The organism is Roseibium alexandrii DFL-11, from assembly GCF_000158095.2.
In the GTDB taxonomy this organism is placed as follows: Bacteria; Pseudomonadota; Alphaproteobacteria; order Rhizobiales; family Stappiaceae; genus Roseibium; species Roseibium alexandrii.
Genome location: NZ_CM011002.1, coordinates 3,883,048 through 3,904,595, shown reverse-complemented (window position 1 = coordinate 3,904,595; position 21,548 = coordinate 3,883,048). Strand labels below are relative to the sequence as shown.

At 57.4% G+C, this 21,548-nt stretch carries 24 protein-coding genes; 4 read left to right on the top strand and 20 right to left on the bottom strand.

The window, feature by feature from the left end; translation table 11 throughout:
- Positions 1–11: 11 nt before the first annotated feature.
- The 4 genes from SADFL11_RS17915 to argH form a co-directional block, all read right to left on the bottom strand.
- Positions 12–2,609, bottom strand: coding sequence for a TIGR02302 family protein (locus tag SADFL11_RS17915; protein WP_407690684.1), 2,598 nt, complete (start codon positions 2,607–2,609; stop codon positions 12–14).
- Between the two features lie 132 nt (positions 2,610–2,741).
- Positions 2,742–4,016 carry a diaminopimelate decarboxylase gene (lysA, locus tag SADFL11_RS17910; RefSeq protein WP_008190649.1) on the bottom strand — a complete coding sequence of 425 codons (1,275 nt, stop codon included), beginning with the start codon at positions 4,014–4,016 and terminating at the stop codon, positions 2,742–2,744.
- A 47-nt stretch (positions 4,017–4,063) separates the two neighbouring features.
- Positions 4,064–4,288, bottom strand: a complete 225-nt coding sequence (locus SADFL11_RS17905; RefSeq protein WP_008193782.1) for a hypothetical protein — start codon at positions 4,286–4,288, stop codon at positions 4,064–4,066.
- Between the two features lie 102 nt (positions 4,289–4,390).
- Entirely contained in the window at positions 4,391–5,776 is a 1,386-nt protein-coding gene (argH, locus tag SADFL11_RS17900) for an argininosuccinate lyase (protein WP_008190438.1), read from the bottom strand.
- Positions 5,777–5,817: 41 nt separating this feature from the next.
- Here argH and tlpA point away from each other — a divergent pair, with 41 nt between their 5' ends.
- Positions 5,818–6,480 carry a thiol:disulfide interchange protein TlpA gene (gene tlpA, locus SADFL11_RS17895; RefSeq protein WP_008189592.1) on the top strand — a complete coding sequence of 221 codons (663 nt, stop codon included), beginning with the start codon at positions 5,818–5,820 and terminating at the stop codon, positions 6,478–6,480.
- Positions 6,481–6,538: 58 nt separating this feature from the next.
- Here the strand turns inward: tlpA and SADFL11_RS17890 are convergent, their stop codons facing one another.
- From SADFL11_RS17890 to SADFL11_RS17850, 9 genes are all read right to left on the bottom strand, one after another.
- Complete coding sequence (locus tag SADFL11_RS17890; RefSeq protein WP_008196545.1) at positions 6,539–6,751, bottom strand: hypothetical protein; 213 nt, start codon at positions 6,749–6,751, stop codon at positions 6,539–6,541.
- A gap of 42 nt (positions 6,752–6,793) precedes the next feature.
- Entirely contained in the window at positions 6,794–7,051 is a 258-nt protein-coding gene (locus tag SADFL11_RS17885) for a hypothetical protein (RefSeq protein ID WP_040451192.1), read from the bottom strand.
- Between the two features lie 342 nt (positions 7,052–7,393).
- A complete protein-coding gene (locus SADFL11_RS17880; RefSeq protein ID WP_008191020.1) occupies positions 7,394–7,591 on the bottom strand; it encodes a putative motility protein in 198 nt (65 codons plus the stop codon).
- An 82-nt stretch (positions 7,592–7,673) separates the two neighbouring features.
- Positions 7,674–9,161: an acetate--CoA ligase gene (locus tag SADFL11_RS17875; protein WP_008195550.1), complete on the bottom strand. Its 1,488-nt coding sequence runs from the start codon at positions 9,159–9,161 to the stop codon at positions 7,674–7,676.
- 14 nt (positions 9,162–9,175) lie between these two features.
- Positions 9,176–10,057 (bottom strand): 3-hydroxybutyryl-CoA dehydrogenase, encoded by an 882-nt coding sequence (locus tag SADFL11_RS17870; RefSeq protein ID WP_008192067.1) that lies wholly within the window; start codon positions 10,055–10,057, stop codon positions 9,176–9,178.
- Between the two features lie 136 nt (positions 10,058–10,193).
- On the bottom strand, positions 10,194–11,126 hold the full coding sequence (locus tag SADFL11_RS17865) for an electron transfer flavoprotein subunit alpha/FixB family protein (protein ID WP_008190712.1): 933 nt from the start codon (positions 11,124–11,126) through the stop codon (positions 10,194–10,196).
- A 23-nt stretch (positions 11,127–11,149) separates the two neighbouring features.
- Complete coding sequence (locus SADFL11_RS17860) at positions 11,150–11,899, bottom strand: electron transfer flavoprotein subunit beta/FixA family protein (RefSeq protein ID WP_008197339.1); 750 nt, start codon at positions 11,897–11,899, stop codon at positions 11,150–11,152.
- Between the two features lie 276 nt (positions 11,900–12,175).
- Positions 12,176–12,868, bottom strand: a complete 693-nt coding sequence (locus SADFL11_RS17855; RefSeq protein ID WP_040451193.1) for a hypothetical protein — start codon at positions 12,866–12,868, stop codon at positions 12,176–12,178.
- A complete protein-coding gene (locus SADFL11_RS17850) occupies positions 12,865–13,407 on the bottom strand; it encodes an RNA polymerase sigma factor (RefSeq protein ID WP_208981431.1) in 543 nt (180 codons plus the stop codon). Before SADFL11_RS17850 ends, SADFL11_RS17855 begins: the two co-directional genes overlap by 4 nt.
- 89 nt (positions 13,408–13,496) lie before the next feature.
- Here SADFL11_RS17850 and SADFL11_RS25325 point away from each other — a divergent pair, with 89 nt between their 5' ends.
- Together SADFL11_RS25325 and SADFL11_RS25870 are read left to right on the top strand one after the other, a co-directional pair.
- Positions 13,497–14,390, top strand: a complete 894-nt coding sequence (locus tag SADFL11_RS25325; RefSeq protein WP_050776016.1) for a hypothetical protein — start codon at positions 13,497–13,499, stop codon at positions 14,388–14,390.
- Positions 14,391–14,418: 28 nt separating this feature from the next.
- Positions 14,419–14,778 carry an RT0821/Lpp0805 family surface protein gene (locus SADFL11_RS25870; RefSeq protein ID WP_407690694.1) on the top strand — a complete coding sequence of 120 codons (360 nt, stop codon included), beginning with the start codon at positions 14,419–14,421 and terminating at the stop codon, positions 14,776–14,778.
- A 51-nt stretch (positions 14,779–14,829) separates the two neighbouring features.
- Here SADFL11_RS25870 and SADFL11_RS17835 read toward each other — a convergent pair whose 3' ends face one another.
- The 5 genes from SADFL11_RS17835 to SADFL11_RS17815 all read right to left on the bottom strand — a co-directional run bounded on the left by SADFL11_RS17835 (position 14,830) and on the right by SADFL11_RS17815 (position 18,578).
- Complete coding sequence (locus SADFL11_RS17835) at positions 14,830–15,522, bottom strand: rhomboid family intramembrane serine protease (protein WP_008196391.1); 693 nt, start codon at positions 15,520–15,522, stop codon at positions 14,830–14,832.
- Positions 15,523–15,549: 27 nt separating this feature from the next.
- The gene (locus SADFL11_RS17830; RefSeq protein WP_008189013.1) at positions 15,550–16,125 is read right to left on the bottom strand and encodes a cob(I)yrinic acid a,c-diamide adenosyltransferase; all 576 of its coding nucleotides are present in this window, start codon (positions 16,123–16,125) and stop codon (positions 15,550–15,552) included.
- 43 nt (positions 16,126–16,168) lie between these two features.
- Positions 16,169–16,363: a twin transmembrane helix small protein gene (locus SADFL11_RS17825; RefSeq protein WP_008191614.1), complete on the bottom strand. Its 195-nt coding sequence runs from the start codon at positions 16,361–16,363 to the stop codon at positions 16,169–16,171.
- Between the two features lie 61 nt (positions 16,364–16,424).
- Entirely contained in the window at positions 16,425–17,297 is an 873-nt protein-coding gene (locus tag SADFL11_RS17820) for an SDR family oxidoreductase (RefSeq protein ID WP_050776169.1), read from the bottom strand.
- Between the two features lie 42 nt (positions 17,298–17,339).
- Entirely contained in the window at positions 17,340–18,578 is a 1,239-nt protein-coding gene (locus tag SADFL11_RS17815) for a ubiquinone biosynthesis hydroxylase (protein ID WP_008193051.1), read from the bottom strand.
- A 134-nt stretch (positions 18,579–18,712) separates the two neighbouring features.
- Here SADFL11_RS17815 and tesB point away from each other — a divergent pair, with 134 nt between their 5' ends.
- Complete coding sequence (gene tesB / locus SADFL11_RS17810) at positions 18,713–19,585, top strand: acyl-CoA thioesterase II (protein ID WP_008196517.1); 873 nt, start codon at positions 18,713–18,715, stop codon at positions 19,583–19,585.
- A 250-nt stretch (positions 19,586–19,835) separates the two neighbouring features.
- On the opposite strand, the gene SADFL11_RS17805 is transcribed toward tesB, so the two are convergent.
- Entirely contained in the window at positions 19,836–21,056 is a 1,221-nt protein-coding gene (locus SADFL11_RS17805; RefSeq protein ID WP_081450526.1) for a CobW family GTP-binding protein, read from the bottom strand.
- Positions 21,057–21,234: 178 nt separating this feature from the next.
- Positions 21,235–21,531 (bottom strand): hypothetical protein, encoded by a 297-nt coding sequence (locus SADFL11_RS17800; RefSeq protein ID WP_008196784.1) that lies wholly within the window; start codon positions 21,529–21,531, stop codon positions 21,235–21,237.
- Between the last annotated feature and the right edge of the window lie 17 nt (positions 21,532–21,548).

Genomic DNA, 21,548 nt, shown 5'->3' with positions numbered 1-21,548 from the left:
CCGAACTCAAATCAGTACCGCTTCAACAGGCGCTCAAGGTATTCCAGCTCAAGTTGCGGACGGGAGGGATCTGAGAACCGGCGGCGCAGTTCTTCGAGAATCCGCCGAGCCCGCTGAACATCAATTTCGTCAGGGATCTGAACCCTGTTGTTGAAGTCAGGACCCTCGGTCCGGCGCGGACGGCCGAGCGGATCTTCGTCCATCGGCGACGGTCCGCTTGGATTTCCAGCTCCTTCGCCCTGGCCCATCATCTGTTCGGTCATGCCTTGCGCGCCGCGCCGCAAAGCATCCAGCGCATCACCCTGCTGCCCGAGCGCTTGTTGTCCCTGACCTTCGCCGAGCGACTCCTGGGCTTGTCCCATGGATTCACCCGCCTCACCGAGCGCCTGGTTCTGACCCATGCCATTCTGGTTCATCTGCTCCATGAGTTCCTGGAGCTTTTGAGCCAATTCGCCCTGGCCCTGCTGAAGCTGATCCAGCATCTGCTGTAGTTGCTCTTGCGTGAGCTGTTGCTGCTGCCCTTGTTGTTGCTGGCCTTGCTGACCGGGCTGGCGCTCACCCTGACGCTGTTGCTGCTGGTCCTGATTGAACTGATGGGTGTTGTCCATGAGTTGCTGCTGGCGTTGGATCATCTCGCCGAGCTCATTGAGCATCTCCATCATTTCGCTGGACATGTTGTTTGGCATCATCTGCGGCCGCCCGGCCTGCAGATTTTCCAGCATTTGCTGCATCTGAGCCAAGAGTTCACGGGCAGCATCCCGTGACCCGGTGCGGGCGAGTTCTTCAATGCGGTCCAGCATCTCGCTCAAGTCCTGCTGGCTGAGGGATTGCTGGTCGCCGTTGAAGGGTTGCATGGCTTGCGGATTGCGCTGCATTTGTTCGGCGAGCGCTTGCATATACTCGCTCAGCGCCTGACGCAGTTCCTGCGTAAGCCGCGCGATTTCCTCGTCACTCGCCCCTTCTTCCAACGCCTTGCGCAATGCCTCCTGTGCTTCGCGCAGCTTCCGCTCTGCCATCGACAGATCGCCGTCTTCGATCGACAGCGCCAGATCCCACAACAACGGCAGAAGCGTTTTGAGTTCTTCGTCCGTATTCGCCTTGATCAATTGGCGATAGGCGAAGTCCATTCCGAGATAGGTGCGAGCCTGCACGTCGAAGACGTCAGGGGCCAGCATCAAGGCGTCAAACGACGTGATGACCGTCGGATGGTTTTGCGCATCCAGAGCCAGATTGCGCCGCTGTTCCACAACTGCACGCGCAAGCGGTTTGCTGAACCGGCGTTGCGGCAACGTGATCCGGTAGTGTGGTGAGATGCCTTCTTGTCCAGCCTGATCACGCGCCAGAAGGTTCAAATCCACTTCGGACCCGGCCCAGGGGTGAGATGTCAGATCCCGGATTGTTTCGCCTGTTTTCGCGGTCCCAGCCTGCGGAGGAAGGGAAAGCGGAAAAATTGGGGCATCCACCAACGGGCGCGGCACATGACCGTCAGCCCGGTTGGGATCTGGCAACGGCGTGATACGGGCTTCCGCCGAAACAACGCCATAGTCGTCATTGACGAGATAAGAAAACTTCAGTGCCCCGCTCAACTGCTCTTCCGGGTCGTCCGTCAAACGGATGACCGGAGCATCATCCGGGCGGACGGCAAAGACAAAGGTGAGGAACGGATCGTTTCCAGACTTCAGATCGACAATACCAGTCGTCTCAAGCGTCAACCGGCGTTCTTCTGGAAGCAGCATCCCCGCTTGTGCACTCGACTGAGGCCCATCCGTTGCGGGGTCGATGACTTCGGGTTCGCCCTCAGCCCCTTCCGAGAAGGTCATCACAAGTTCTTTCGCGCCTTGTGTGCGAACAACGAGAACGGAACCCTCAGGAACTGATATCGGCGCGCCCGGATCTCTCAACTGCGCGCTTTCACCAGTCAGATAGATTGGTGGCTCGCTGGTATAAAGCGGCGGCGTCACCCAGGCATCCAGGCGGCTGGGTGGCTCAACGGTCGTAAACGGGTTGCGGAACGCAGACCCCAAGCGCTCATTCAATTGCGGTCCGGCTGCAAAAAAGCCGATCAGGACAAGGCACACCGCGACAACGCGAATGGCGAGAGGGTCACGGCGGTAGGCTTTGGGCTGCGGGCCTTTGGAGCGGATGTCGGCCAGCGCCTGTGCCGTGCGCCGCTGATGCAGCATCCAGATTGCTTCACTCTGGCGATCACCGGCACCAACGGAGAGTTCATCCTCAAGTGTGGTCAGCGGTCGGTGACCATATTCGGAAGATTGTTCCACCCGGGTCAAAGCTTCGCCGCGGGTCGGCCAGGAGATCTTCAACAGATCACGGGACACCCAAATGGCGGCCCCCAGGAACAGGACAACACCAATTGGCCCCATCCAAACCGGCAAGACCAGCCATAGCCCAAGCCAGGAGACACCGACAAACAAAACAACGACGATCAACAGAGGGAACAGGGCCCGCCAGCAACGCTCGGCAAACAGCGCCCATGTGCTGTGCCGAACAAGACGGTTCAGCCGTGACCGGATCAGGGCAGGCCAGCCAGCATGTTCCACGGCCTCGTTCCGGATCGGATCCGGCTTGTCGTCATTGGTGTGCAAAGGCACCTCCAGATGCTCACAGAAGCAAGGCCGCCGGATAGCGTCCTGCTGCTCCTAGCTTTTGTCCACCCTTATAAGAGTGAGGCATCAGGGGCGCTCCGGCAAGTTGCTGAAACAACTAATTGCCGGAGAATTATGTCAAGAAGTCTTGAGCCAATCGGGAATTTGGTCGAGGTCGAGCAGTTCTTCGTAGCTCGGTCGCGGACGGATGACAGCGAATTGATCAGCGTTTACGAGCACTTCCGGCACCAAAAGGCGTGAATTGTATGTGCTCGACTGCACCGATCCGTAAGCCCCTGCAGAATAGACAGCCAGCATGTCACCGGCATTTACCTTGGGCATATCCCGGTTCTGGGCCAGAAAATCACCGGTTTCACAAACCGGACCGACAACATCTGCCGTGAATCGATCAGCATTCACATCCGGCTCTGAAACCGGGCGGACCTCGTGATAGGCTTCGTAAAGGGTCGGCCGGATCAGGTCATTCATGCCCGCATCGACAATAACGAAGTTCTTGTCGGCACCTTCCTTCACATAGATGACCTGAGTGACAAGGATCCCGGCATTGCCCGCAATCATGCGGCCCGGCTCAAACATCACCTTGCAGTCAAGTTCGCGAACATGCTTCTTCACGACTTCCGCGTAGGCATCCGGATGCGGTGGCGGGTCGTTGTCGGTGACATATGGAATACCCAATCCGCCGCCAAGATCGACATGGTCAATGGCGTGGCCCTGACCACGCAGATCCGTGATCAGCTCGCCCAAACGTGCAAAAGCGCTGTCAAATGGCTCAAGCTCGGTGATCTGCGAACCGATGTGCATGTCGATGCCTGTGACCTTAAGGCCCGGCAGGCTTGCAGCGGTTGCATAAACCTCGCGGGCGCGCTGCCATGGGATGCCGAATTTGTTTTCCGCCTTGCCGGTCGCAATCTTCGCGTGGGTCTTGGCATCCACATCAGGGTTGATGCGCATGGAGACCCGGGCTGTCTTGCCAATCTTGGTCGCGACGCGGGAAAGCTGATGCAGTTCAGGCTCGGATTCCACGTTGAAACAGAGGATGTCCTCGGTCAGTGCATAGGCCTGCTCGGTTTCCGTCTTACCGACGCCGGAGAACACGATCTTGTTCGCCGGAACACCTGCTGCCCGCGCCCGGCGCAGTTCACCTTCCGATACAACGTCCATTCCTGCGCCCAATTGGGCCAGTGTTGCCAGAACCGCCTGGTTGGAGTTGGCTTTCATCGCATAGCAGACGAGCGAAGGGATGTCGGCAAAGGCAGACGAAAACACCTCATAGTGCCGGGTCAGCGTCGCCGTCGAATAGACGTAGAACGGCGTTCCGACTTCCCGGGCGATTTCCTCGATAGCCACGTCCTCTGCGAACAGGGCACCGCCTTTATAATCAAAATGATGCAAGGGTCTTACTCATGCAGATTGGTGTTCACTTAGTGCCTATAATGGCGTCAGTTCCCGATCAGCGGATCGAGGATAAAGCCACCTGAGCTTGCCGTCGGTGCCGGTTGTTCAGGCGTATAAATGCCTTGTGTTTCGGCTTGAACCTCCGCCGCGCTCGGCTGCGCAGCGGCCGTGGGCGTGTCCAAGGCCGCCTTTCGGCCGCAACCGGTGAGCAGCAGACCAAGACATAGTCCTGTCATCGCGAAAGTCATCATGCGGCGCGTGGTCACCATTACAGCCCTTTTGGCGGAGAGTTCCTGTTGCTTTCTCCTCGCATGACAGACCCGATTGGGCAAGACCAGTCTTGGCTGTCATGCGGAAAACGGAGATAGGGTTCAGCCCTTGGCCAGCTCTTTCAGCCAGCGGCGCGCCTGTTTGCGCACATTCACCGGCGATGTGCCGCCATAGCTCACCCGGCTGCGGACAGACTTGTCGACCGACAGTACAGAAAAGACCTCTTGGGTGATCTTCGGTTCAACACCCTGCATCTCTTCCAAAGAAACCTTATGCAGTTCAATACCTTTGCTGACCGCAATCGCAACAATTGCGCCGGTCACGTGGTGGGCGTCCCGGAACGGCAGGCCCAGAACCCGCACCAGCCAGTCAGCCAGATCGGTTGCCGTGGAATAACCGGAGCCGGCAGCCTTTTTCATGGCCTTCGTGACTGGTTCCAGATCGCGCATCATGCCGGTCATTGCCGCCAGAGCGAGGGAGATGCTGGCAAGCCCGTCAAAAGCCTGTTCCTTGTCTTCCTGCATGTCCTTGGAATAAGCCAACGGAAGACCCTTCATCATAACGAGAAGCGCCTGCAATGACCCATAGATCCGGCCGGTCTTGGCACGCACCAGTTCGGCTGCATCCGGGTTCTTCTTCTGCGGCATGATCGAAGAGCCGGTCGAGAACTTGTCAGACAGCTTTACAAAGCCGAACTGAGCCGAGCACCAAACAACAATTTCTTCCGCCAGCCGGGACAGATGCATGGCTGTGAGGGACGCGGCACCCAACGCTTCAATGACGAAGTCCCGGTCGGAAACAGCATCAAGCGAGTTTGCGGTCGGACGATCGAAGCCTAGCGCTTCTGCCGTCATTTTCCGGTCGATCGGGAACGACGTTCCTGCCAGCGCAGCGGATCCGAGCGGGCATTCATTCATGCGCTTGCGCGCATCCCGAACACGGCCGCGATCCCTGGCGAACATTTCGACATAGGCCAGCAGATGATGGCCAAAGGTGACCGGTTGAGCAGATTGCAAGTGCGTGAAACCGGGCATGACGTCGCCAGCGTGAATTTCAGCCTTTTCGGCCAAAACCTGCATCAGTTCCGTGAGCTGAGCGTCCAGCGTGTCAAGCGTGTCGCGGACCCAAAGCCGGAAATCGGTGGCAACCTGGTCGTTGCGCGAGCGTGCAGTGTGCAACCGGCCAGCCGCCGGACCGATCAGTTCCGCCAAACGGGCTTCGATATTCATATGAATATCTTCCAAGCCCCTCGAAAACTTGAACGCGCCGTTTTCGATCTCTGACAGGATTGTGTCTAGACCTTGAACGATCTTGTCGGCATCGTCCCGCGTCACAATGTCTTTTTCCGCGAGCATGCGCACATGGGCTTTTGAGCCATCAATGTCTTGCTTATATAGCTTCTTATCGTAGTCGATGGAGGCGTTGATTTCCTCCATGATGGCGTCCGGTCCCTCAGCGAACCGGCCTCCCCACATGCGATTGCTCATGTCCTGTCCTTTGAAAGGCGCCCCTTGCGAGGTGTGAACGAATGACGAAGCCAACCGAACCTGCCAAGTCCTCCAATCGGAAACTCTATGCCGCCGGGCTCGCAGGTGCAGTGGCTGCTGTAGCGGCTCTATACGTGATCAACGGCCAAAATGGCAATATTGGCAGCGGCGAAAGCTGTTCGGCCGCCCTTGTTTCTGCAGAAGCGGTGGCCCCGCATGCCAAAGGAGAGGTCGCGGCCTTCCTTCCGGCCAGTCAGCCGCTAGATCTCAGCAACCTGACGTTCCTGGGCCCGGATGACCAGCCCATCACGATGGCAGACTTTGAGGGCCGGACGGTGCTGATGAACCTGTGGGCCACTTGGTGTGCGCCGTGCCGTAAGGAAATGCCCGCATTGGATGAGCTGCAGGCCGAACTCGGCGATGCGGACTTTGAAGTGGTGGCGGTTAATCTTGACCGCGGCGGTCCTGAAAAGCCGAAAGCATTTTTGGAAGAAATCGGGGTCGGCAACCTGGCCTATTACCACGATGCGAAAAATGGTCTTTTGAGAGACTTGCGGAAAGTCGCCCGTGCCACGGGGCTTCCGACAACAATCCTCATCAGCCCGGACGGCTGCGAGGTTGGAACCATGTACGGTCCGGCAGAATGGGCCTCCGGTGAGGCCAAGGCCTTGATCAATGCGTCCATGACAAAACCGGAGGCGTGATCCGCCACCGGTCTGACCAAACGATCATATTGGCGGGGTGTGGATCCCGCCTGTTTCTTTAAACAGTGATGTCGACAGCTTCGCCGAGGCCTGGGATCTGCCGCTGTTCGCGGCGGTCCTGCTCGTCCGTTGCCTGTGACTCTTCCAACTGCTGCGCAACCTGGCGCTCTTGTTCGTTCTGATCACGAACCGCGTTGGTTGCCAGTTCACTGCGGACAGCGGCAGCGCTGTAGGCTGCAGATGAAGAGGTGCTGTCTGATACACTCGCCATATCGGATCTCCTTTGGCGTTGTATGGGCGAACGCTCTGCGTTCTAAACTGTTATGTCCACAACATCGCCGACCCCTGGGCCGGCGTCCGTTTGCGCGCGCTGTTCGATTTGTTCAGCTACCCGGGCAAGACTTTCGGCCCGGTTTGAACTGAAATCCGCCTGACGCTGCACTGTCTCTGCGACAACTTCCGACTGACGCGCATTGATTTGCTGTGCCTGCTGCGCAAGCTGGTCGCCTCTCGGCACCGCCAGCGAAGGCTGGAATGCCGGGGACGCCCCATATCCAATTCCTTCTGGCATGACGTCACCGTTCGTTACGTAAAACACAACATCTCATATTGTGCGGAAAGCGAAGAAAATAAAGTAAATACAATAAGTTACTTGAGATAAGGCCTTATGAAAACCTACGGAAGTCGAGACAAATTGATTAAAATTTTAATTATTGGATATAAGTGTCTGACCTGATTTGGATTTGTCAGAAGTGGTGCTTGCCGGCACGTGTCAGAATATGAGGCATTCCGGCATCGCAACGGACGTGGTGCCGGTTCCGAATGAGAAGTTTCTTCAAAAATGTTAAGGAATGAACGCTGAAGTGCGCACAGGGTCGCCCCTATCAACGACAAAGCTGCAAAGAAGAACTGATCAGGCGCTGACGTCGACTTGGGTTCCAAGACCCGGGGGCGGGGCGGCGGCCTGAAGGCTCTCAGCGCCCTGCTGGAGAAGCGCCACGAGATTGGCATCTCGCTGGGCTGCCATCTTCATCATTTCAGCCTGAAGCGCCTGGCCGGTTTGGGCCTGGGTCATGGCTACAAATGTGTTGGCGATCCCAACGCTGTCCATCTTGGTCTCCTAAGGATGGACAAACACTAACCGCGCCGCCTTAAACACACGTTAACAAAAACTTACGGCATTTTTTCCGAGTTTAATTTTTAGAAAGCGCCTTGCGCTGCACTTTGCCCGAGGGTGTGCGCGGCAGTTCGGAAATGATCCGGTAGACCTTTGGTCGTTTGTAATCCGCCAATCGGTCGACCGCAAAAGCAGCAAGATCAGTTTCATCGAAGCTGTCCGGGTCCGCGGGAACAACAAAGGCAGTGATCAAGTCGACCCCGGATCCAGATGAAACCGTTGTCACGGCAACTTCGGAAACTTCCGGATGCCCGACCAGGGTGCGCTCCACTTCTTCCGGCGCAACGCGATAGCCAAACGCATTCATGAGGTCGTCGGCCCGGCCCTCATACCAGTAGTAGCCATCTTCATCGGCCCGCGCCCGGTCACCCGTCAGGAACCAATCGCCTCGGAAAGCGGCCTGTGTTTCCTCTGGCCGGTTCCAGTACCCGAGCATCAAACCGGGCTCGTCCCGTTGAACCGCGAGAAGACCGGCCGTATCCGGCTCCGCAAACTTGTCGCCTTCTGCAGTTTCATCGAGGATCGCAACCTTCCGGCCGGTCTGAGGCCGCCCGGGCGAACCAGGCTTCACGGGCACGATTGGGCTGCTGGAGAGGTAGGTGGAGATTTCGCTCATGCCGAGCGCTTCATAAAGCTCGCGTCCGGTGCGCGCCTTCCAAGCGTGATAGAGCTCTGCAGGAAGAGCTTCTCCAGCTGTCAGGCCATGACGCAAGTTTGGAAAAGATCCTTCTGAAACCTCACCATACTTCAGGATCCGCCGATAAAGACTGGGCACCGCCGCAAACAAAGTCGCATTGCTCGCCGTCAGAATTTCGGGCCAGATCTGTGGATCGCGCGGGCCGTCATAAACGACACTCGTCGCGCCATTGGCCCATGGATCCATCAGCCCGACACCGAGCGTGTAGGTCCAGTTGAAGGCACCGGCGTGGAGCAAGCGGTCGTCAGCATGAATGCCATACCAGCCCTGATACATCGGCGCCCGGGCAGCAGCCGCCCTTTGCGCGTGGAGAACACCTTTCGGAGTTCCGCTGGTGCCTGACGTGTAGATCAGAAACGCGGGGTCATCAGCAGCTGTATTTACAAATTCTCCGGGATCAGATTGTTTGAGCTGAGCGATCCCCTCTGGACCAATGACCCGCGCGGACCCAGACTGCGGCAACGCTGTTTTGCCGTCATGGACAACAACTGCAGCACCAGAGTCAGAGAGAATTGTATCCGTTTCGGTGCTCGTGAGCAGCGCAGAGGTCGGAACAGGGACCAGGCCAGCAGCGATGGACCCGAAAAAGAGCAGCGGAAAATCACTGGAGTGTCCAATGCGCAAGAGAACGCGGTCGCCACGCTCAAAGCCCTCAAGCCTCAAGCCATTGGCAACTGAGAGGATTGATCGCGTCAGAACTGCGTAAGTCCAGATTTCCAGACGCTCGCCCGCAGTACCGATGACTTCCAAAGCGACCTTGTCCCGATCGGGACTGGCGTTGGTCAGACAATAGCGGGCGAGATTCACGGCCGTGGAATCGGTTAGCGTGTCGGAACCGGAACCTCGCCGCGGTAGTCGTAAAAACCGCGCTGTGTCTTGCGGCCAAGCCAGCCAGCTTCAACATATTTTACGAGAAGCGGGCACGGGCGATACTTGGTATCTGCAAGACCTTCATAGAGCACCTGCATGATCGACAGGCAAGTGTCGAGACCGATGAAATCCGCCAGTTGCAGCGGGCCCATCGGATGGTTGGCACCAAGTTTCATAGCCTTGTCGATGGATTCAACCGAGCCGACACCCTCGTAAAGCGTATAGATCGCCTCGTTGATCATCGGCAACAGGATGCGGTTGACCATGAAAGCCGGGAAATCTTCAGCAACAGCAATCTGCTTGCCCAACCGTTTACAGAATTCTTTGGAAGCCTCAAACGTCTCGTCTTCAGTCGCGATGCCGCGAACCAGCTCCACCAGTTCCATGATCGGCACCGGATTCATGAAATGAATGCCGATGAACCGCTCCGGACGGTCGGTTGTGGCAGCAAGCCGCGTGATGGAAATCGAGGATGTGTTGGTCGCCAGGATGGCTTCCGGCTTCAGGATCGGGCAGAGCTGGGAAAAGATCTTGCGCTTGACCTGTTCGTTTTCAACAGCCGATTCGATAACCAGATCCGCATCGCTCAATAAATCGACGTCCTCGGCCGGCTTCAGACAGGCCAGAGCTGCCGTGCGTTCCTCCTCGGTGATGATCGACTTGGACACCTGGCGGGCGAGGTTGCCGTTGATGGAAGCCAATCCGGATTCGATCCGTTCTACGGATATGTCGCTAAGACCCACTTCATAGCCAGCGAGCGCACATACATGCGCGATGCCGCTGCCCATCTGTCCCGCACCAATCACGCCGATTTTTTTGATTTCGACTGCCATCTGAATATCCGATCTGAATAAAATGCCCGACAGGGCCTGTTGCCGTTATTTTTGGCAAGTCTTTCGCCGAACAGCAAGAACCCCGGGGCGAAAACTGACATTCGCCCCGGGGTCCGTGATCAATTTGCCGCAGGTCTTATTCGACAGCCGCCTTCAGATCCGGCAGAACGTCAAACAAGTCAGCGACCAGGCCGTAATCAGCAACTTGGAAGATCGGGGCCTCTTCGTCCTTGTTGATCGCAACGATCACCTTGGAATCCTTCATGCCCGCAAGGTGCTGGATCGCACCGGAGATACCGCAGGCAATGTAGAGATCCGGAGCCACGACCTTACCGGTCTGACCGACCTGCCAGTCGTTCGGAGCGTATCCGGCATCCACAGCTGCGCGGGATGCACCAACCGCTGCGCCGAGCGCGTCGGCAACCGGCATGATGACTTCCTGGAACTTCTCTTCAGAGCCCAGTGCGCGGCCACCGGAGATGATGATCTTGGCCGACGTCAGTTCCGGGCGGTCGGACTTGGAAAGTTCCTCGCCAACGAATTCGGACAAACCCGAACCATCTGTACCAGCAACTTTTTCGATAGCGGCAGAACCGCCTTCTTCAGCTGCTGCGAACGTGGATGTTCGGACGGTGATGACTTTTTTCGCATCGCCGGATTTGACCGTCTGGATCGCGTTGCCTGCATAGATCGGACGCTCGAAGGTTTCAGCGTCAATCACTGCGGTAACGTCAGAGATCTGCATGACGTCGAGCAGGGCTGCAACGCGCGGCAAGGTGTTTTTACCGTTTGCGGTCGCCGGAGCGACAATGGCATCATAGTCACCGGCCAGGCCAACGATCAGATCGGCCGTCGGCTCTGCCAGCTGATGTTCGAGTGCATCGCTTTCAGCAACCAGAACCTTTGCAGCCCCGGAGAGCTTCGCAGCAGCTTCGGCCACACCTTGAACGCCTTTACCGGCAACCAGCACATGGACGTCGGAGCCCAGAGCTGCAGCTGCGGTCATTGCCTTTGATGTTGCATCGTTCAGTGCGCCACCAGCGTGTTCAGCCACAAGAAGTGTTGTCATTTTCTTTCCTCCTGCGACGGTCCTTAAAGGACACCAGCTTCGTTCTTGAGTTTTTCGACCAGTTCGCTCACGGAGCCAACCTTGATACCCGCTTCACGAGCGGCCGGCTCAGCCGTGGTGACAACCGTCAGACGCGGTGTGATGTCGACGCCGTAGTCGTCCGGTGTTTTCTCGTCGATCGGCTTTTTCTTCGCTTTCATGATATTCGGAAGCGATGCATAGCGCGGCTCGTTAAGGCGCAGGTCGGTCGTAACGATTGCAGGCAGCTTCAGCTTCACTGTCTGAAGACCGCCATCGACTTCACGGGTGACGTCAACTGTGCTGTCACCGAGATCAACCTTGGATGCAAACGTGCCTTGGCTCCAGCCAAGAAGTGCGGAAAGCATCTGGCCGGTCTGGTTGCAGTCATCATCAATCGCCTGCTTGCCAACGATGACAAGGCCCGGCTCTTCGGCTTCAACAATGCCCTTCAGGATCTTGGCAACGGCGAGTGGCTCGGTGGTTTCGTCCGTCTTGACCAGAATGCCGCGGTCGGCGCCCATGGCGAGACCGGTCCGGAGTGTTTCGGTCGCCTGCTGCGGACCGACGGAAACAACAACAACTTCAGTCGCCTTGCCAGCTTCCTTCAAGCGCAGGGCTTCTTCCACGGAGATTTCGTCAAACGGGTTCATGGACATCTTGACGTTGGCAAGATCCACTCCAGAACCGTCCGCCTTCACGCGAACTTTCACGTTGTAATCGATGACCCGCTTTACGGGTACGAGGATTTTCATTTGGTCTCAACCTCTTGCTGGGCCGGCTTTCACCGCACCGCATTAAAGGGCTTGCGCCCGCCCTGTAACGCTTCGTTACAAACGGCGGAAACAAGCCAACCGTGGCGCATGGCGCGGGACGGTACTGACCTGCGCGGCACCTGTCAATGACAGCAAAAGGGCTAAAAGCGCAATTTGCCGTGCTTTGCAAAAGTTGCGTCGCAAACATGACATTGCGGCAGCGCGGCAAAATGCAGCAGGCGCAGGCAATCAGCGCCCAGCAAGTGATTGGAGAAATCAGATCCCGTTGGTTTGTGGCGAGAAATTATCTGAAACAGGTTCGGCAAAAACCGTGGTCCAGACGCCATTTTCGTCACGGCAGGCCGTGCCCCGAATGGTCATATCCAATTTCCCGAACCGGGTTTCCCGCAAATACTGCCTGCACCAATGCCCGCTTTTGCTCTTGTAGGTCTTGATTGGCGTCAGGATCTCCGACCAGTCTCCATCCTGGCCGATCGCGACCGGTTCTCCGCTGACCTTTGTTTCCAAGGCCTCCTGAACCGTCTGAGCAAGGGCGAGGCGTTCCGTCTCCATATGGACCGCAAGCGAAGCAACGACCTGATCCATCCGGGACTGCATCCAGAAATTCGTGACAGCAAAAGTCCCGGCGACCAAAACAAGAGAAGCTGCGAGATATACGATGGCGCGGCTCCAGTGCCGGTCAGATCCGGCTTTCGGAGCCCGGCGGTCGAATTCGCGTTCAATGACGCTCTCAAGCCGCTTTATGGTGGCGTCCGGAACAGACGGCGGCAGGACCTCTTGAAGCAGCGCCTGATCTGCCGCCATTTGCTTCATAAGCTCAGCACTGTCGGCATCAGCCTGAAGACGGATCAGCAATTCGTCCCGCGCTTCGGGCGGCATTTCATTATCCAGGATCAGCCCGATATCCTGCGCCAAGTCCACTTGGCTTTTCTTTTCATCAAACGTCATGACACCACCCCCTTGGATGCCGATTGCGATGCGCCCTCCGGCGACTTTCTGGCTTCCAGCCAGTCTCTCAGTTTCAACCTTGCGCGGGCCAGCCGGCTCGTGACCGTGCCGATCGGAACCTGGAGCTCTTCGGCAACATCCTTGTAGCTGCGCCCATCTATGGCGATCATCATCAAGACCGTTCTGTTGTCGTCGTCCAACTGCTCGATAAACCGGCGAACCTGTTGCAATTCCAAGCTGGAAACTGCCGCCCGCTGGCCGTCAAACGTGTCGTCATAATCGAACATCGCTTTCTCAAACAGTCTTGCGCGGTTGGCCGTGTCCCGCTGCATGTTGAAATAGAGATTCTGCAGGATCCGGAACATCCAGCTGTCCAGACGGGTTGCAGGATCAAACTGATCCAGCGACCGGATGGCCCGCTCACACGTCGTTTGCACCAGATCGTCTGCCTGATCCGGATTCCGGCATAGCCGCAGCGCGAAACTTCTAAGTTTCGGTATCAAGCGGATCATGTCCGCTTTCAGTGGTTCATCGGCCAAGAAGTTCTCCGCCACGCCTCTTTCAAACTTTACAACACCGGAGTTAGACTTTTGATCCCGGCTATTTTTTGACTACATTGCAGGAAGGAATGTACCCACTTGAGGGTTCTAAAGGGGAAAGCCAGAACAATCTTCAGATTGTCAGGCGCGCGCAAGCCTTGAAAGACAACGACTACATGGAACATACCCGCCAGACGCCATTGCATGACCGCCTCTCTGCGATGGTCCGACGTCTGTCCGGTGTGGTGGCTGCGGCGCTGGTTTTTTCCTGTGTCTACTTCAGCCCCTTGTTTGACCAGAAAACGACCATCGCCGCAGTCGCGGAATCCGACAGCCGCGGAGGCGGTGAAGGCCGTGGCGGAGGCCGCGGTGGCAGCGAGAGAGGTGACCGGGGCGGTGACGACGGCAATGGTCGCGGGGGCGGAGGCCGAGGCGGCAGTGAACGCGGCGGCTCCGACGGAGATAACGACAGCGACAGTGATGGCGGTCGCGGTGGAAGTGACCGCGGGGGCAGCGAAAGGGGCGGTAGCGGACGCGGCGGCGAGCGCGGCGGCTCCGCTGCAGACAACGACGGCGACAGTGATGGTGATGGTGGTCGCGGCGGCAGCGAAAGAGGCGGCGGCGAACGCGGCGGTGGTGACCGGGGTGGCAGCGATCGCGGGGGAAGCGACCGAGGCGGAGGTGATCGCGGCGGAAACGACTCTGAAAGCGAAGCCCAGAGCGATTCTGGAGATAATGACAACGATGGCGGCAATCGCGGAGGCTCAGATGCTGCTGATGGTGGCCGGGCGCCATCAGATGACGATGACGCCGACAATCAGCCGGAACAATCGCCTGCACCAGCCCCTGCCGCACAATCGCCCGCTTCACCGACTAAAGGATTGGTTCCAGGTCGATCTCAGTTTCAGGGAAACAGCGCGCCTGGCGGCGAACCTTTGTCTGCCAGCGAGGAGAGAGAGGCGATCGAGCGGGGGTGGCAATAGCGGGAGAGGTTAAGCGTTGCGAATTCGGGTGGATATAAGGGCGGCACGTATACTCCCGGTCCTGACACTGGTTACAGCTATAGGCGGATGCACAGCCTCGGCGCTTGTCGGGCCTGGCACCGGCAGCGGTCTTGCGCGGTCCGATCAAACGATGGCCGAAGCCACGTTTCAAAATGCTCTTGAAACATCCTTATCAGGAAAAACCAGTTCCTGGCGGAACCAGGAGACTGGTGCCAGCGGATCTGTGACCCCGGTCCGCACTTGGAAAACCCGTAGCGGAGTTTTTTGCCGATCGTATCGGGAAAACATCCTGCTCGCATCCGGAACGAGGCGCCAGGACAACGGCACGGCATGCCGCAGCAAATCCGGCAAATGGCAGCTTGCTTGAGATCTAGGGTCAGGGCCTAGGCTCCAGTTCCCCAATTCAAATCAATCAACTTCACGCGAGATCCCGGTCAAACAGCACCACCCCGCGGCGCCTCATGAACAAGATGAGGATGGCGCCTGCCGCCAAGCCACCGATATGGGCAATCCAGGCAACCTGGCTGTCGATTGATGTGGCGATCTGCACAAACTGATAAATTACCCACGCTCCCAAGATCCAGATAGCCCGCAGCCGCAACGGAACACGGCCGAACGCGAGCACCCAGATACGCACGCGCGGGTGAAGCATCAGATAAGCCGCCACCACACCCGATACGGCACCCGATGCGCCGATCAACGGGATTTCGGAACCCGGATCGAGGGCTGCATAGGCAAAACCACCGGCAGCGGCACACAACAAATAGAAGACGAAGTAGCCGATATGGCCGACTGCATCTTCCACATTGTCACCAAACACCCAAAGAAACAGCATGTTGCCCAAAAGGTGCATGAAGTCGCCATGCAAAAAGGCGTACGTCACGATCCCGGACCACTCCGGTAGGACCTGAAGGTGCGGGGCAAGATCGCGCAGGTCGAAAAAGACCGCCGGTACGAGCCCATAAGAGTAAACCGACGCGCTCGCCCCTTCAGTTATCCCTCCGCCTTGCACCAGCAGGAAAACCAGAACATTGGCGGCAATCAGCGAAAGATTGACATAAGGCCGCGGCACATGTTTCAGCCGATTGTGATCGTGAAGCGGGAGAAACATGGCTGGCGTCCTGAATTTATGAGCCGATTAGCGGTTTTTACCCGGAACCCATAACACGTCTTCTTCACCCTTGTTGTTCAGATAACGGGAGGCAACGAAGAAGTAGTCCGACAGACGGTTCATGTACCGGATACCCGCCTGATTGATGGTTTCACGATCGGCCAGTTCGACCATCAAGCGTTCAGCACGGCGGGAAACCGTTCTTGCGAGATGCAAATGGGCTGAGGCTGCACTGCCACCTGGCAAAACGAAGGACCGAAGCGGTGAGAGATCTGCGTTCAAGGTATCAATCTCTTCTTCAATTGCTGACACCTGGCCGTCCGTGATCCGGAGCGGCTCATAACCCAGGTCCTGATCGGTTTCCGGTGTGGCAAGATCCGCACCGAGGTCGAATAAATCATTCTGGATTCGGTTCAGCACGGCATCGATGTCCGGAACAACGCTTGCGGTATGCAACCGGGCCATGCCGACAATCGCATTGGTTTCATCCACAGTGCCGTAAGCGTCGATCCTCAGATCGTATTTTGGCCGCCGCTCACCAGAGCCCAGCGCGGTCGTGCCATTGTCGCCGGTTTTCGTGTAGATTTTATTCAGTACGACCATGAAATCCCATCCCGCAGAAATGTTCGTGTTTTCAACTGGCTTGTCAGCCTTTGCCGAAGAAGTAGAGCCCACCCATCACAAGGACAATCACCAGGAACTGCAATCCGACCCGCCAGCGCATTAATTTTTGAGAACGATTGGCCGGACCATTGCGGAACATGTTCAACAGCCCCGCAAAGAGCACAAGCGCCACAGCTGCCATGCCGACGAAAATTAAAATGTCGTAGATTTGTTCCATCAAGTACGTCCTTGTCGTTTCCCGCGTTGTCCAGCACCCATTTTGTAGGCCGGATCCGGGTTTATTCTTCGCCGTCGGCCGCCCAGATGCAGAATCTGTCCAGAATGCGTGTCGGCAGGAGCCGTTTTGCAATCGCCATCACCTTTGTCGGGATGGTGACACGGTATCTCGCCCTTGGCCGATGTGACTCAAGGGCATGGATCAGAGGTTTGGTGACTGCGCTCGGCGGCAATTTGAAGGGACCCGGCTCTCCAGCTTCCATCCGGATCCGGCGTTTTTCGTAAGTCTCGCGGTGAACGGACTGCTTGGACCCCTCTTCGCCAATCCACCGGTCAAAGTTTGCGATTGTGTTCTGCGTGAACCTAGTGTCGATCGGCCCGGGCTCAATAAGCGACACATGGATTCCCGTGCCCGCAAGCTCCTGCCGCAAGGTGTCGGTGTAAGCCTCGAGTGCAAACTTGGAGGCCGTGTAGGCGCCCCGATACTTGAGCGCCACAAACCCGAGAACGGACGAACACTGCACAATTCGTCCGGACTTCTGGGCGCGCATTGCGGGAATAAACTGACGCGTCAAATCGTGCCAGCCGATGAAATTGGCTTCGAAAAGGGCTCTGAGACCATCGGTCGGCAGATCCTCCAAAGCCCCCGGGATCGCGTAGGCGCCATTGTTGAAGATGGCATCCAGTTCGCCGTTTGTGGCTTCCAGAACGGCGTCAGCCGTCACACGGATCGAATCCGGGTCTTCATAATCGAGCTGAAAGGACTCAAAGCCCTCATCCTTCAGGCGTTGAACATCTTCCAGCTTGCGCGCGGTTGCGAAGACGCGCCAGTTGCGTCCGCGGAGAAGGCGAGCTGATGTTTCGCCAATCCCGGAGGAGCAGCCAGTCATCAAAATGGACCGGTGCTGCGGATAGCTGGAATTTTGATCGTTCATGCAAGCGCTGCCCAGGAAACCAAGCGGAGACGTCATCTCCTATCAGATCGGGTCTCCAGAAAGCAATTTCGGCACCGGTCCGGCAAAGCCGGATGCCTCCTTGATGAACTGGCTTTTCAGGCTGGGCATCCGGTCGACCAGCCCAAGGCCAAAGTCACGCGCAGCCCTGAGGAGATCGATATCGTTTGAAAACAACCGGTTAAGAACATCCGTCACAACACCCATCTGGAATGTGTCAAACCGGCGCCACCGCTGATACCGCTCCAGAACGTCAAATGCGCCAATGTCCTGGCCAAGACGGCGGGCATCAATGATGACTTCCGCAAGCGCTGCCACATCCTTGAACCCAAGGTTCAGCCCCTGACCTGCGATGGGATGAATGCCGTGGGCCGAATCACCGATCAGGGCGAACCGCGATTTTACGAATTCCCGTGCCAGCTTCAAACCAAGCGGATAGGCTTGGCGCGGGCCGTCAACTTCCAAAGTCCCAAGGTGATGACCAAAGCGGCGTTCCAACTCCAGCTCGAAGGTGAAATCATCAGAGCGGACCAAGCGGTCGGCATCTGACGTCCTTTCCGTCCAGACAAGAGACGAGCGGTTTCCCGGCAGCGGTAAAATGGCAAAGGGTCCGGCAGGCAGAAAGTGTTCTTCAGCACGGCCATTGTGCGGACGCTCGTGCTTGATTGTTGTCACAATGCCCGACTGCTTGTAGTCCCAGTTGACCGTACGGATACCTGCAAGATCCCGCAATTTGGAACGGACACCATCGGCAGCGATCAAGAGGCGGGTTTTCAGAACCTTGCCGTCGTTGAGTTCCAGGTCCACGTGATCCGGGTTGTTCCGGAACGTCGCGGCACTGTTAGGCGCAAAAAACACTGTTCCGAGCGCCTTCGCTGCTTTGTAGAGCGCCGGCATCATGACACCGTTGGGCATCATGGTCGCGAACGGCTCACCGTCGGTCGCTTCGCCATCAAAGGTCAGAAAAACAGGACGCACTGCATCGCGCAGTTTGCTGTCGGTAACGATCATCTCGTTGATCGGTTGGCCTTTGTCCGAGATTTTGTCCCAAATACCCAACTGGGTCAGCATTCGGGACGCGGCCGCTGCAATGGCGGATGCGCGCGGATCCCTGTCGAGCGTGTTCATCGGCTTTGGATCAACAACAGCGCATTTGAGGCCCGGATCCCCTTGCTTCAGCGCGAGCGCCAGCGACAGTCCGACATAGCCGCCACCTGCGATGACGACATCGTACATCTCGTCGCTCTTTTTGGGTCTTGCCATTGCTTTCAAACTCCTCGCCCCTCGTTTCCGTTGGGGCATCTTGACTTTAACGTCAACACACGTCCAAGACTTCATCAAACCGGCGGCTCACCCGGCCACCGTCCCCATTGTTCTATTTAACAGGAACCGCGCCGATGAATACGGCCATTGACAACCTTCTGCACATTCTCGACCTCGAACCTCTGGAACACAATCTGTTTCGTGGTCGCAGCCCCCAAGTCGGCTGGCAGCGTGTTTTTGGCGGCCAGGTGATTGGTCAGGCGCTGGTCGCCGCCTCGCGCACGGTGGTCGAAGACCGTCACGTCCACTCACTACATGGGTATTTTTTGCGGCCCGGCGATCCGTCGGTGCCGATCATTTATGAAGTCGATCGTATCCGCGATGGCGGCAGCTTCACCACCCGCCGGGTCGTCGCCATTCAACATGGCCACGCGATTTTCTCCATGTCCGCATCCTTCCAGGTGCGCGAAGAGGGGCTGGAATACCAGGCCGACATGCCGGCTGTGCCGGGACCGGATGACCTGCCGAGCGAACAGGAATTGAAGGAAAAATTCCTGGAGTTTGCCCCGGAGAACGTCAAACGCTACTGGGAGCGCGAACGGCCGATTGAAATGCGCCCAGTCGACATGACCCACTATTTCAGCAAGAAACCGCTGCCTGCCCAGCAATATGTCTGGGTGCGCGCGAGCGATCCCTTGCCGGATGATGAGCGCATTCACCAGTGTGTTTTGGCCTATGCCTCAGACATGACGCTGCTCGACACGTCTCTGTTTCCGCACGGCACGTCGGTTTTCAGCCCAAAAATCCAGGCCGCCAGCCTTGATCATGCCATGTGGTTTCATCATCCGTTCCGCGCGGATGAGTGGCTCCTTTACGCCACGGACAGCACCAGCTCCTCCGGATCCCGCGGCATGAACCGCGGCCTGCTCTACACCCAGGACGGCAAGCTGATCGCCTCAACGGCCCAGGAAGGACTGATCCGGTTGCGGAAGAAAGAGGCTGAGTAAAGTCGCTTTGTAAGTCGCCGTCCCGGCCTTGAGCCGGGACCTACTAAATATGACCCCGACTCAAGGCCGGGGAAGCATGGAGTAGTTGGCGGCGGCTGAATTATTGCTGAAACACCGTATCTTGTGGCAAGTCATCTCTCCCTTCGGAAGGGGGAGCTCTGCAGTGCAGGGTGTTCCAATTTTGCCTTGAAGGCCGGGCCGCGCGGAAAGGATTGCATCCGCGCAAGCATGCCAAGACCACAAAACAGCGCTAACGCGGCGGACTTGTAAATCCGGTAACAGCGAGCGGGTTGTTCAGCATGGCATCGCTGTCCGGAGTGTCAGGCCGGAGCGCACCGGAAAAAGCCTCGAACATCTTGCGGACGAACCCTTCGGGCAGATCCTTGGTGATGAAAACCATCCGGGTCCGCCGGTCCTCATCCGGCCAGGCGTCCAGCGTTGCCGGTGGATGGAAGACGTGTTGAACGCCGTGAATGACGACGGGCCGGTCCGGGTCCTCGGAGATCTGAACGATGCCCTTGACCCGCAGAAGCTTTGGGCCGTGCGCTGAGCGCAGCAGATCCAGAAACATTTCCAGCGCGGACGCCGAGACCGGACGGTCGGTCGACAGGGTAAAGGCCCGGATCGCGTCGCTATGCCGGTTTATGTCATGCGCATGATCGTGGCGGTGATGGTGGTGTCCATGGTGGTGATCGCCATCATGGTGATGATGGCCATGAGAATCATCGTGGTGGTTTGGCTCATAGGCTTCCGCGTTCAGCCAGTTGGCAACATCCGGGATCTTGGTCTCCGGATTATAGAGCCCTGCATTGAAGAGCGTATCCGGGGTCGCTTCTCCAGTTTGCGTATCAAGCACCCTGGCGCCCGGATTCAAGGCAAGAAGCCGGGATTTCAGATCTGAAAAGCTCCTTTGGCTCTCCTCACTGTTGAGCAGATCCGTCTTGGTGAGAACGATCCGGTCCGCAACGGCGGCTTGTTTTTTGGCTTCTTCATGCTCATCAAGCGTGGAGAGCCCGTTCACCGCATCCACCAGGGTCACAACGCTGTCCAGCCGGTAGCGCATCACCAGATAGGGGTGCAGCATGATCGTGTGGAGGATTGGCGCAGGATCGGCAAGACCCGTGGTTTCAATCACCACCCGGGTCAGCCGTTCGGTCCGCCCGTTGTCCAGATGACGCAGCAAGTTTTCAAGCGTGGTTACCAGATCGCCCCGGATCGTGCAGCACAAACACCCCGAAGACAACTCGACAATGCCATCGCCTGCCTGATCGACAAACAAATGGTCCAGGCCGATTTCACCGAATTCGTTGATGATGACGGCCGTATCGGCCATGGCCGGATCCTGAAGAATGCGGTTTAGGAGCGTTGTCTTTCCAGCACCCAGAAACCCGGTCAGGACAGACACAGGGATCGGAGGCTTTGGACCTCTCGCCGGCTTTTCAGATACGGGGGATGCGTCCGCAACGCTCATACATTTCGCTCCATAGAAACCCGGAGCATACTCTCATTGATGAAATGAGGTGTGGCGGACGTGAAAAAACCGCCTGTGCTCCACAAGGGGCTATGGCTAGCATCTGTGAGGGCGCAGCGTCAAAGCAGAAAGCCCGATGCTTGGAGGCGTCGAATGATTGGAGTCTCGCTGGACGATATCAGCCAGCGTTGAGAACGTGGATCTCGCCGCTCTTTGTCTCGCTATCGTCGTCCGACAGCTCAGCAGCGTCATCGCCGGAAAGATCCATCGGCGTCAGATCTTGCGCCAGATCTGCTTCTTCCGGCGCACCGTCTTCCGTTTCTGTCTCGTCAATCACCATACGGACAGCTTCCGCAGCTTTTCGCAAAGTTGCGATAACGTCTTCGACCGATGTGCCTTCTTCCAGCTGGTCTGCAGACAATTCTGCAAGGCTCGCAAGGGCGCGGATTGTGGCAGTTGATCTCGGTTCTATCATGCGGTGATCTCTCGATC